Source organism: Photobacterium sp. GJ3, from assembly GCF_018199995.1.
Lineage (GTDB): Bacteria > Pseudomonadota > Gammaproteobacteria > Enterobacterales > Vibrionaceae > Photobacterium.
Genome location: NZ_CP073579.1, coordinates 878,796 through 890,771 on the forward strand (window position 1 = coordinate 878,796; position 11,976 = coordinate 890,771).

The following is an 11,976-nucleotide window of genomic DNA, read 5'->3' on the forward strand; positions in this document are numbered from 1 at the left end:
TCAAGTAGATATAGAGCAAAAGATCCGGTGGATGCACGAAAACAAAATGTACCATCGGAAACGATACCTGTTCTTTCAACATGTCAAAATCTGGCTCTCTTTTGTCACTACGGTCAGTGTCGCATTGGCTGCAACTTATTATTATCCTCCAACTTGTTGGAGCTCCATAGCAATTGTTTCAAGTGCGTTGGTGACAACCATTGCACCAGGGCCGGATTTTACTTTGTTAATTCCATTAACCAAAGAACAGCTCTGACCTAAAATCGTCGCTCCAGCCCGCCCGCTTTATCTTCAGTTTCTTACTCGATTTTGCCGGATGTTGCTGAGCCAGATTAAGTATAATACGCCTGAACAACGCCATGCGCTCTGCTGCTTCCCGGTCACCAATCTGGTTCAGGTCTTCGCGGAATACCACATCCAACACCCAGTGTTGCTGATTCTCCGTGTACCAATGCTGGCGTACGCTGCGAAAGGCGAGCTTAGGGTCAACGTCTAGCGAACTAATATAGAAGTGTGTATCGATGGTTGTCTTGCCCTTGTTCCGCCTTTCTCGCTCGATAGCGATAAAACTCTTGGCTGACGGCCACTTCTTGGTCAATTCTTTAGACAGTTGCGCTGGTAGTTGAAACAAGGTTCGATGTTCTGAGCGCCCATGTCCCTTCGTTCTTTCCTCTTGCTGAGGCAGGTTTTCAGCCTCGTCCCAGTGAGGCATGAAGGCTGCTTCAATGGCCTCTTTCAGCTTGGGTTGGTTGCCTTTTACCTGGACAACATAGTCGCCCTTGCGCTGCTGAATTTGTCTCAGCGTTTCCTGGTTACAATGCAGCGCATCGAAGGTCAGAATGCTGTCTTTGACATCAAGCATCGTCAGCATGTCGCGTACGGTGGCGACTTCACTACCCTTGGTAGAGGTCGGTTGCTGATACAGCACAACTCCTTGTTCAGTATCGAAGGCCGTTACCATGTGTAGCGCTTTTTCTCTGCCATTCTGATTGACCGCGCCACGCAGTGTTTTACCGTCAATGGCGATCACGGGCCGACCAGTCTGCTCCCGCAGGGCGTTCACCCAACTGAACAGCGCTAGCACCAGGCTTTCCACATGCACCGCCTTAATAATACGTGCGATGGAGTGCCGTGTTGGAATGCCGTTTTCGAAACGTCGGTACTTACGGAGCCAGTTGATGTGATCATGACCGAAAGCTTCAATCTCTAGCCAACCCTCGCATCCGGAAGCGACGGCTGCCATGACAAGGAACATGATATCGACCAGGTCATGCTGGCGATTGATACGGGAACGGGTGTCTTCGATGATGCTCAGATGGTCAAATAGGGACATGTGGTTTGTCGATTTAGCGTAGTATATGGGATCAGAACACTGCTAAATCAATAAGTTCCCTGCTTCCTTAACAAAGTATGATCCGGCCCTGATGACTCCAGTTGCGCACGGCATCCTCAATCTGGAAGTAATCTGGGCGGGAGTTCACAAAATCATTCAGCTCTTCCTGGGTCATGCCCATCTCTTCAGCTACACGCAAGATACGGCGGTTTTCTAAGCCGGATTTGTGGCCGTAGTGCCAGTTTTCAATGACATTCTCATCTTCATCAAGAAAGTTGCCGTTAATATCTTTATCTTGTGCTGCTTCAATCTGGCACTTGGTTTCGGCACGCAGTGACGTGCGTTGCAGTGTCGGCTTCGGCTCACCACTGGATCCCCAGCGACCATCCTTGCCCCTAGGCTGATTTTCCCAGTATACGATATAAATCGGCGCAATCCCCGAGTCCTGCGGGAACACCAGCACAAAGTCACTCCAGTGCGTTTCCGCATTGGCCGGATAGGTTTCCACCGTTGGAAACCACTCATCCGAAACCGGTGTGGGGTGAATATCTTTCTGCTCAAAACCATCGGCTTGGCCCGGCGTCAGTTGCCACTCGGGATCCCCTGTTTCCGCCGGGAGCCAGATGAGATGCGGCCCGTCTTTCTCAAGGGCGACGGAGTAGCTTTGATTGCTCTCGTCAAACCTCACCTGAAGCACCGGAATACTGACGAAGTTCATGTGCCATGCGTGAACGTTCGGGTACAGCTCACCGGGTGCCGGGTCGGTCAGGCTGATACGGATGCGGCTTTGCACAGTTTCCAGATTGCGCAATTCCTCCTCCGTGTGCTGGGTATCGTCGCTGTGCCAGATTTTCTGATGGATCAGGAGCAGGGAGGCAATGCCGCCCAATGCAAGCAAGGTGTATTCATCCAGTGCACTGTCGAGTTTCCCGGCCAGCCGGGTCATCGCGGCTGCGGCATCTTTGTTCGCCTGCCCTGCCGCCCCAACGCCCCCTGCTCCTGCCCCCAAAGTGGGTGGTGGCACTGGCGGGGCAACCGGCACAGCGGCATGCGCCGAGCTGAAAAACCATGAAAACGGCCCGAAATTGGTGATGGGCTCAGGTGCTGAGCCTGCCTCTGTACTGCCTTGCGGCAGTTTGCACGACTTGGCAAATACAGGCGAGACAAGCGATTTGATGCGGACCACCGGAATTGTTGTTTTCACCATAAGCTGACATAAACACGAACATCATATCAGAGGCTTATCGGACCATTTTCACCATAAGATGACATAAAAATGAAGCATAAGGTGACATAACCTTCCCTTCGCTTAACATCTGTTCCAGAGTGTGTAAGATTTTTTCTTTCATATCGTCACTACGACGAAGCTATTCCCATATCTTTGGAAATGCTCAACACGATTCTGGACAGAAACGCGCTATAGTTATTGTTCTATTGTGCTAGATGGCATTAGTTTAACTTCAGAGTAACGTCGGAGATCAGCAGCACCTTGTTGGGCGGCGCGCACGTTGCCGACAAACGGCGAGTCAAACAAAGTACGTTAATTCGAGTCAGCCGTATTCCTAAAATCCTGGACAACAAACCTGATTTCACCGATTAAGCACTAGAGTGGGCCTATTCAAAGTGCGGAGTCCAACTGGCCAATTCAGCAGACAGCCCCTCCGCCCAAAACTCGTATAAATTAATCTGGGTTCGAATCAGTGGCACTGGAACCGATCCCGGCGAAGAGCTGAACAACTTTGGAAAGGGGCCACTTGGTCCCCAATACTCCGTTCGCTCCGTATATTCCTCCGAGCCATCTTCGCCTAATTTGCGAGTTATCACTTTGGTCTTGACACCACCGGTTGTGTACAAGTACATGCCATACATGGCGACTATAGCGAGAATGCCTACCTCGATAACCGGAGCCTTTTTCTTTGCGTCTTCAACAGAGCCAACGACGGCTTCTCTCTGTTCTGGCTCCTGCCATGCTGTAGACAGCACAACGAGAGAAGCCTCCGAAATCGTATCCGGGCTACGTTCCAACATTCGAAGACACTCGACGATGGAGTTCTCGTTGCCTACGAGATCCACGAGACACTGCCGCATCTCCTGGGGTGTAAGGTAGTCCGTTTTCTCCGCAACGACGTAGCGCATCGCTTGCTGTAAGGTGTCATCGTCTGCAGATTTTTCGCTCAATAATTCCGCCAATGATTTGCTCATCTCCAATCCCCTTCTATAGATAGAGCCCACGATACCCAACGTGGCTGCGAATTGACAGCAGCCAGACAAGCATGTCGAACCGCCTCGGCAAGCGAGTGGTTGCCTTGCAGGTACTCCTCAAATGCCGCATCCATGATTGGTAAGACTAACGGCACGATGACATCCCATCGTGGAGCGACTAATGCTTGTCCGCCACCCCAACGAAAGGCATTCAGAAGACCGAGGCGATCACCTAAACCAACGGTGTGGCTAACTCCGGTTGAGCACGCTATCGAAAACAATACTCGAGGAACATTAACTAAGACCTGGCATGCGCGCCAACTCATTCGATGACCTTCGAAACCGTGGCCGCCCGCCGCCACTGAATCAGCTAGCGGTAGCGCACCATTGTGCGAAAGCATAAAGGCGACTTCCCCAAGCTTCCTATCAATGTACCCATGACAGAGAATCTTCCCTACTGTACAGCCCGCCAAAAGGTCAGAAAACGCACTTCTGTCGCACTCAACACCCGTACAATTTCGAAACCCAATATCGTTTGCGATTGCGTAAGTTTCGCTACGTCTAACGGATTCCTCAAATGCCGAGATAATGGTCAGCGACTCCCGAAAGCGAGGAACGAGGGCAACACCAATTGACCAGGTAACAGGCTTGTTCCTCGAGTTAGATAGCCTAATAAGTTCCGTCCAACTGGAAGCGTAGGAAACTGACCTCGACGGTGCGATGGCAACATGCCATGGCAGAGATTGAGAGCCGCGACTGTCGATAATAACAACATGGTGTTCGTCGCTGATCGCCTCGCTTAGCGACTCATTGAGCCACTCTTCGAGTAAGCGCCAACCTTCGATATCGAAAGGATCTCCATTGCGACTTGGACGCCAGTTGCTGAGCCTTTGCTCAAGACGTCGACCCACCTCGGCATCATCGACACATGGGGCGGCCAACCATTTAGAATGTATTGTTCCGTCCTTTGCTGTCGCTGTAAGCAGATGCGAGGTAGATTCACCATCGTCTATCCATTCTAAAACTGCTAAAGGCCCACTAGATGCAGATAACTGAGCGAGTGCATCTTCGATTTGGTTGAGAAATATTTGCTGCCTCCCACCCTGTTCAACTGCTCGTCGTCTCTGCATTGCGTGCGTTACGGCATTTCGCTTAAGTTCGGCAATAAGCCGGATGTCCTCGCAGGAAGACGCCAGACCGTATTTCGATCTCACAAGACGCACGAGTTCGTTAAGTTGATACTCCAGACGGCGGGGACCGAGCACAGTAGTGCCGAGATCAATGGCACCACCAAACTCATTAGCCAGGGCCGTAGGTACAGCCATCAGTTTCTCTCTTGCCTCAGGAACGGCGCCTCGACCGTAAGCTGCATGTGCGAGCGCTATTAAAACCTCGGCCACTTGCGACTTATCATGTTTTTCATGAGCCTCGTAGCAAGCTTTCCAGGCGCACTCGAAGCGGTCGGAAGAATCGTAGTCCGTGAGGCTTGCCTCAACACGAAGTACGTCGAGAACAAGAGGCACGTCTCCGCGAGCTTCGGCGCGCTGCCTCACATCGCAAAGGTTGGGAACGATTTCGTCGAACACAGGCGCCAGTTTAGGAGCCTGCCTGTCCGCAACTTTGGCAACCATTCCCAGTACGGACGCAACAACGACAGTTTCGTAGTCGACCTCTGCTTGCGACATTCTGTTTTGCCAAACATCATTGCTTTCGGAATTACTTTCGGATTCGCGGCTCGAGGAGTACCCCAGGATTGAATCAACAGCTCCTTCGACATCACCAGTGAGCGCGGATACCATAGCGAGAAGTGCCACGATATGAAGCGCGGATGAATCCCATGGAGGAGTCGCGTGCTGGCGCGCCTCTTCAAGTACGGCCCGCGCGTCCTCATACCATCCTAGGGAGAGCTTCGTAACGCCTAGAGATATTAGAATTTGTATTTTCTCCGCCGGATTCTCGACGTCTTCCGATAGCATCAAAAGCGCAGCGTGAGCCGAGTCGGCTGCCCCGATTTCGCGGAGAAGGATAGCTCGATTAAGCAACGCAACTCGAAACAACTTAGGCGGCAACGAGTCACCGTCAACCCGAAGGATTTCATCAATCCACCACAACGCTTCGGCGGTCTGTCCGGTTAGGCGAAGTGCATTCGCACGCTCGTTCCACAATGGCGCGCGATCATTGGGATCCAACGTTTCTTCCCACGGCGCATGGGTCGAGCCGATCAACGCGAGGAATGGATGTGGCGTTCGGAGGTTTTTAAAGCACTCTCCAAGAGTGGCATACAGATTTGCTTTAGCGGAGTCAGAACCAACAACAAGTTGTGTCAACTCCTGACTAAGACTTACCAAGTCGTCGACTTTGGATTCTGCGACCAACTTGTGCAGGAAATGCTCTAGAACCAGAATAAAATTGTGTCGCTTCTCCGGATCCAAGGCTACTTCCTTCAGCACATCCAGTATGTCCTTTACGGAAGAACTCTGGCTAAGGGGGCCGTCAACATGGACACGTATACCGTGGTTGGTTGCGTCTGAAATAACATCTGGATAACCGCACCGTTTGGCCACTGCTCCGAGAATCTGCGGCCAAGTCGGGTCCTTGGAGGCAAGACGCGCCGATACGTTCTTCCATGCGTCTTCATACGTGATCGTAGAACGTGCGCGGTCTGTAGAAACTTGTCTAGCGCGGAGTTGGTCGAGAGATGCATCAGAGTTGCTTGCACACTGAACAAGTAGCTCAAAGTCAAAGAAGGCTCCTGCCCATCGTGAACGGTGAGGATTTTCGACTTGAGCGGCATCGCAAACGCTCGCCGTAACAGCTTGTCTGCAATATTTTGTGATAACATCTCCTTCGTCTGTATGACTAGTGACGAATTGAATAAAAGTATCAACTGCGTTTGGCAAGATCATATCTGACGAAATGTAACGACTCAGGTCATTCTCGAAATTTCTTCCTTCTTCATTTTCCGATGCCCAAGATTCTCGTAGTGCAAACCACGACAGGGTTTGTATTAAAGAAAGTCGTCGAATTAGCTCAGCGGTTAATTCGGCAGAATTCGCCGTAACGTCAGAATAGATTTTGGTGCCTTTAAAGCCTTGGTTCGCAATAAACCATCCAGCATTGAGCAAAAATGGTGTGACATGTCGCCACTGGGTAGTGAGGAGACCAGCAATGGTACCGCTAGCTACTGCACTAAATAGAGCATTGATAAATGGTTCTTTTGCTAGGATGCGTTTCTTAATAGCCGATCGCAATGCGTCGAGCGATGTGAATGTCTCGAGCTCTGCAGCCATGGGAGGTTTTGAGAAGCGGTTAGCTGCTTCTAAAGCTCTAAGGTCTGTTGAATTAGTGGCAATTAATCTAGCTGGCGGGTCGGAACAATGAAATATGACGACGGGCTCTACGGTTAGTCGGTGTCCACATGTGCACTGTACATAGTCAATCTCACCTCCAAAGAGTTGTAAAAGGGAAGTCATCTGTGAGTCACGTAACTCATATATGCCAACCACATCGGTGGCAAGCACCTTCAATGGCTTTCCGCAATTAGGACAAATGCCTGTCATTAATGGACTCCTGTTACGGTAGGGATCGCTCTTATCAGGTATGGCTGTCTCCTAGGCTTACCCCAGTGACGCCCTAAGCTTTTTATGGAGAGTTCAGGATATGTAATTAATGAGTATCTAGTGCACACCTCAATAGATAATCTTAACTTTAGTGAATACTAGTACAATAGCCTGTTCCTTGTTGCAGCACTTCTAAGACCTCCGTGGTATGTAGTGGTCAACCATTTCCGGACAGTAAATTAGTTTGATTCTCAGCTTTGTCCGGTGGAATGCCTCCGTTGTGTTTATGAGGCCGTTCCCAGTTGTAATAGCCCATCAGGTAATGGCTGATATCTCTCGATGCATCGGCCTTTGTCATGTATCCCATAGCCGGAACCCATTCCGTTTTCAGACTTCGAAATAAGCGCTCCATTGGCGCGTTATCCCAGCAATTTCCCCTGCGGCTCATACTTTGGCTTATTCGATAACGCCACAGCCGTTGGCGAAAGTTCCGACTGCCATATTGGGAACCTTGATCTGAGTGAAAGAGAACACCTTTGGGTTTCCCTCGTAGCTCATAAGCTCTGTCCAATGCGCTCACAACCAGCGCAGCATCGGGATGTTCAGATAGCGCCCAACCCACAACACATCGAGTATATAGGTCGAGAACAACAGCTAGATAACACCATTTTGAGCCCGCCCAGATGTAGGTGATGTCTCCGCACCAGACCTGATTTGGCGCACTAACATCGAACTCTCGGTTCAGGTGATTCGGGATATCTGGCCGTTCATGAGCAGCCTGCTTATATTTGTGTGCACCGGGTTGTTTACTGGTAAGTCCGGCTTCCTGCATCAGCCGCCGAACTTTAAATCGGCCGATACTATAGCCTTTATCACGCATCATCATCACAAATGAGCGACTTCCCGCGGAGCCTCGACTCACTGTAAAAAGTCGTTTGACCTCGCTGCGCAATTCAACGCGTTCAGCGTCTATATCACGGTGGCGTTGTCGGTACTCATAATAACTTGAGGGTGAGATGCCGAAAACGGTCCCCCCAGGGCAAGATCACGAACGTTTTTTGAACAAAATAGATCAGTTTGACGATCAAGGCTGGCTGTGATCATATACTCCCCTTTTTACGGGAGTTCCTGATGCATATCGATGCTTTTTCTCAATTCTTTTCAGTGATTCAAGACCCACGGCAGTCAGCAAAAATATCGTACCCACTGTTCGACATTTTGTTTCTGACCGTATGCGCCACCATTGCTGGTATGGAGGGCTGGGAAGATATCGAAGACTTTGGCGAAGCTCACCTCAATTGGCTACAGGACAAAGGACTTTTTCGCCAGGGCATCCCTGTCCATGACACGATTGCCAGGGTTGTTTCTTCCATTGAGCCTGACCAGTTTCAAGACTGCTTTTTAAAATGGATGCAGGCAGCCAACGTCCATTCGAATGGCGAGCTTATTGCTATTGACGGCAAGGTGTTACGCAGCTCCTATAACCGAGAAGATCGGCAATCAACGCTCCACATGGTCAGTGCTTTTGCGACAGCCAACGGCGTTGTCATGGGACAAGTTAAAACCCAAGATAAGTCCAATGAAATCACCGCCATCCCTGAGCTGCTCAAGCTGTTAGATATCAAAGGTTGTCTTGTCTCTATCGATGCGATGGGCTGTCAAACCGATATCGCCAAGCAGATAGTTGAGCAAGGTGGCGATTACCTATTAGCAGTCAAAGGCAACCAAAAAAGCCTGGCTAAAGCAGTACAAAAAGCGTTGGCACCATTGCTCGAAAAAAGCCCAGCGTGTGACATCGAGCGCGGACATGGGCGTATTGAAGCGCGCGAATACCACGTCATGCCAGCGCAGGAGTTGACGACAGATTTCCCTGATTGGAAAGGGCTTCAAAGCGTCGGTGTTGCTATTGGCTATCGTATTGACTCAGCAGGGAAAGAATCGCTGGAGTACCGCTACTACATTAGCTCTGCGGTGCTCACCCCCGAACGTTTTGCCGATGCAGTCCGAGGTCACTGGGAAATCGAAAATCGGTTGCACTGGGTGCTTGATGTCACGATGAAGGGAGATGCTTGCCAAATCTATCGTGGCAATGCCGCCGAACTCCTGGCTGGTGTGCGTCACATGGCGCTTAACATGCTTCGATTAGAAACAAGCAAAAAGGCGAGCATCAGGCGCAAGCAAAAAATAGCTGCCATGAATATTGCCTATTTGGAGCAAGTAATATTGGCGGGAATCCAAGGTTTGGATAAAAACTGAGCATACGTGCTCTCGCCCTGCGGTGCAGACCAATTCAACTGGCTCTTGCTCTCTTAACTGGTCTATCAGCGAATACGTTCTATCTCGTCCGCCATCAAAAGAGCTGTAGCCTAATGGGATGGTCTGCTCCCCCCGAACTTCTTATGCTGAATGTAGGGCTGATGAAGGAGATATATGATGACCAAGGCTTTGTTGATCAAATCGGATAACAAACAGATCTATCCCAAATAAATCATAATTTATCTAACTTTATGTGTTTTGGGCATACCCAGCCCTGTTAATTTGTTCAACGCTCGGACGGCCGCATATGCTTCGCCGACTTGAGCGTTGTAATCTCGCAGGCTTAGCGCCGAGCCAAGTAATCGTTTATATCTCGACATCGCTGTTTCAGAGATTGAGCGACTATGGTAACCACTGGTCTTTTTCCAGTGTTCATTGCTACCGTGAATCCGCTGGTTTGCAACCGCAACATTTCTGGGATGACCGTGCTCCCAGTAGGCTGCTCCAGCTCTGGGCGGGATAAGGGGCTGTGCCTTTTTCCTTTGAATCGCTTGGTAGCACAGCCTGGTATCATACGCACCATCACCTGATATCGATTTGATCTGACGATAAGTCTGGTTGAGCAACGTTGGCATAACTTCGCCATCAGTGACGGTTAATAACGAGAGTTCTGCACAGATGACTTGATGGGTATCCGCATCAACTGCAAGATGGAGTTTTCGCCAGACACGGCGTTTCTCCTTGCCATGCTTTTTCATTTTCCATTCACCTTCACCGAAAACCTTCAGGCCAGTTGCGTCAATGGCAAGATGACGAATTTCACCTCGAGCAGGCATTTTGATGGGGATATCGACCGTTTTCGCTCGTTTGCTGATACTGCTGTAGTTCGGGCATGTTAGCGGTACTTTCATCAGAGAAAACACTGAGTTCATGAACCCTTGAACAGCACGAAGTGACAGATTGAATAGTCGCTTCACCATGAGCGCAGTCATGATCGCTGTGTCTGAATACTGATAGCCGCGTCCACGGTTACCGTGATGTTCAGAGCATAACCAACTGCTTATTGCTTCTTCGTCGATCCAGAATGTCAGCGAGCCGCGGTTAATCAGTGCTTGGTTGTACTCTTTCCAGTTTTCTGTTCGGTAAGTGCTTTTGTCCATGGAAGTGATCAGTCAGTGAGCGTTATAAGATCAGATCACTAGCTGCAAGAAAAGTTCAAGCTGATTTAGTCAACAAAGCCAGTTTTTCCCCAAATTTCTGGATTTCTGCCAGCGTGTTTGGACAACGCATGGCCTACACGAGTACTTCCCTTATATGCCTCTTGGGCGGTAGATAACGCGATCTTAGTTTGGGCTCTTGTGAGTCCATACTTCGCAACCCGGCTCGCAGCCCCCAATCCCGTTACGCCGGGTATCGCTAATCCCGCGACATCTAAACTCAGCGCTGTTAAGTTACTGCTTAAATTCCCACAATCACCAAGAACATTGTCGGTTAAAATTCGATATAAACCATAGCCAATAAACCCGAAGTCAGCGACAGTGTCAATGATTAACCCTGTCGAATCTGTATAGTTCAGCGGGTCTGCACCGGCATAGCTGTACAGGTTGTATCCCCCACCCAACCCAATCGGATCCCGCTGAATGTACCGCCCAGTATTCGGATCGTAATCCCGGTAGAAATTGTAGTTCAGGCCGGACTCTGCATCCCGGTATTGCCCCGGAAAACCGATATTGAAGGTGACTGGCTGAGCTGTGCCGCCTGTTTTCCCAAACGGGCTTCTCGCCTGTTGCCAGATCAGGTTTTGTGCCTGAATCAGCCCGACCGGGGCGGACAGGTGATCACTCAGCACATCTGCAACTTGTCCGTCTGCATCAATCGTGACAGGGGCATAACCTGTGGCGCCGTAGGTATAATCTTTCTGACCCTGAGGGCCGTTTTCACGGAGTAAAGTGTTCCCCAGCCAGTCAAACTGCGTTTGTTCACCATTCACAGTTTTGCTGATCCGGCGTCCCAGAGGATCATAGGTATAGGCAGCAGTCACTTCGATACTGGATTGCAGTGACGTTTCACCATTTCCGGCATCTGCGCGGGTCACCCGCTCGCGCTGGTAGCCAACCAAACGTTCTGCGTCGTTATAGGTGAAGGTTTCGATGGTGCTGCCGTCTTTACGGGTTTTCTTGCTCAGATTACCGCGCAGGTCATATTCGTAGCTGAACTGATTATCTTCCAGCAACTTGCCGTCCGGGCTGTAAACACCGCCGAAGTCTAACCGGTTGCCTAAATCATCGTATTGATACTGATATGCTCCGGTGACAGTGTTCGCCTGCACTAAACGCTGGCTGGCATCGTATGCAAAGGTCTGATTCACACCATCCTGAGTGATGCCTTCCAGCAGCCCCGACAGACTGTACGCATACTGCCAGTCTTTGCTGAAAGCGCCCTGATTGTATTGCCGTGAGGTTAATCGGTTTAATGCATCGTACTGATTGGTTAGCACCAGCCCGTGCGGTGTTTGCTGGCGGGTGAGCATCCCGTTGGCATTCCAGGTAAACGAATAACTCCCCTGCGGCGTGGTCATGTTCTGGATCTGACCATTCGCATCATAAGCATAACTGACGGGGGTCC

General features: G+C 50.3%; 7 protein-coding genes and 1 pseudogene. 1 reads left to right on the forward strand and 7 read right to left on the reverse strand.

Annotation, left to right across the window (positions count from 1 at the left end; all coding sequences use genetic code 11):
* Positions 1-235 precede the first annotated feature (235 nt).
* The 5 genes and pseudogenes from KDD30_RS20930 to KDD30_RS20950 form a co-directional block, all read right to left on the reverse strand.
* On the reverse strand, positions 236-1,333 hold the full coding sequence (locus tag KDD30_RS20930; RefSeq protein WP_211650254.1) for an ISAs1 family transposase: 1,098 nt from the start codon (positions 1,331-1,333) through the stop codon (positions 236-238).
* Positions 1,334-1,400: 67 nt separating this feature from the next.
* On the reverse strand, positions 1,401-2,540 hold the full coding sequence (locus tag KDD30_RS20935; RefSeq protein WP_211650256.1) for an S-type pyocin domain-containing protein: 1,140 nt from the start codon (positions 2,538-2,540) through the stop codon (positions 1,401-1,403).
* A 407-nt stretch (positions 2,541-2,947) separates the two neighbouring features.
* The gene (locus tag KDD30_RS20940) at positions 2,948-3,535 is read right to left on the reverse strand and encodes a hypothetical protein (protein WP_211650258.1); all 588 of its coding nucleotides are present in this window, start codon (positions 3,533-3,535) and stop codon (positions 2,948-2,950) included.
* On the reverse strand, positions 3,532-6,825 hold the full coding sequence (locus KDD30_RS20945; protein ID WP_211650266.1) for a CHAT domain-containing protein: 3,294 nt from the start codon (positions 6,823-6,825) through the stop codon (positions 3,532-3,534). Before KDD30_RS20945 ends, KDD30_RS20940 begins: the two co-directional genes overlap by 4 nt.
* Before the next feature lie 487 nt (positions 6,826-7,312).
* Positions 7,313-8,119 (reverse strand): annotated as a pseudogene (locus KDD30_RS20950) (IS3 family transposase); the annotation flags it as partial.
* A gap of 107 nt (positions 8,120-8,226) precedes the next feature.
* Between KDD30_RS20950 and KDD30_RS20955 the strand changes: the two are divergent.
* Positions 8,227-9,351 (forward strand): ISAs1 family transposase, encoded by a 1,125-nt coding sequence (locus KDD30_RS20955; RefSeq protein WP_211650268.1) that lies wholly within the window; start codon positions 8,227-8,229, stop codon positions 9,349-9,351.
* A gap of 239 nt (positions 9,352-9,590) precedes the next feature.
* Here the strand turns inward: KDD30_RS20955 and KDD30_RS20960 are convergent, their stop codons facing one another.
* Positions 9,591-10,511 (reverse strand): IS5 family transposase, encoded by a 921-nt coding sequence (locus KDD30_RS20960; protein WP_211646944.1) that lies wholly within the window; start codon positions 10,509-10,511, stop codon positions 9,591-9,593.
* A 65-nt stretch (positions 10,512-10,576) separates the two neighbouring features.
* Positions 10,577-11,929: an RHS repeat-associated core domain-containing protein gene (locus KDD30_RS20965; RefSeq protein ID WP_211650270.1), complete on the reverse strand. Its 1,353-nt coding sequence runs from the start codon at positions 11,927-11,929 to the stop codon at positions 10,577-10,579.
* Between the last annotated feature and the right edge of the window lie 47 nt (positions 11,930-11,976).

What these genes read in the sequence shown, in the direction of transcription:
- KDD30_RS20930 (WP_211650254.1), bottom strand. Translation starts at nt 1,333, where the DNA reads ATGTCCCTATTTGACCATCTGAGCATCATCGAAGACACCCGTTCCCGT.
- KDD30_RS20935 (WP_211650256.1), bottom strand. Translation starts at nt 2,540, where the DNA reads ATGGTGAAAACAACAATTCCGGTGGTCCGCATCAAATCGCTTGTCTCG.
- KDD30_RS20940 (WP_211650258.1), bottom strand. Translation starts at nt 3,535, where the DNA reads ATGAGCAAATCATTGGCGGAATTATTGAGCGAAAAATCTGCAGACGAT.
- KDD30_RS20945 (WP_211650266.1), bottom strand. Translation starts at nt 6,825, where the DNA reads ATGGCTGCAGAGCTCGAGACATTCACATCGCTCGACGCATTGCGATCG.
- KDD30_RS20955 (WP_211650268.1), top strand. Translation starts at nt 8,227, where the DNA reads ATGCATATCGATGCTTTTTCTCAATTCTTTTCAGTGATTCAAGACCCA.
- KDD30_RS20960 (WP_211646944.1), bottom strand. Translation starts at nt 10,511, where the DNA reads ATGGACAAAAGCACTTACCGAACAGAAAACTGGAAAGAGTACAACCAA.
- KDD30_RS20965 (WP_211650270.1), bottom strand. Translation starts at nt 11,929, where the DNA reads ATGACCACGCCGCAGGGGAGTTATTCGTTTACCTGGAATGCCAACGGG.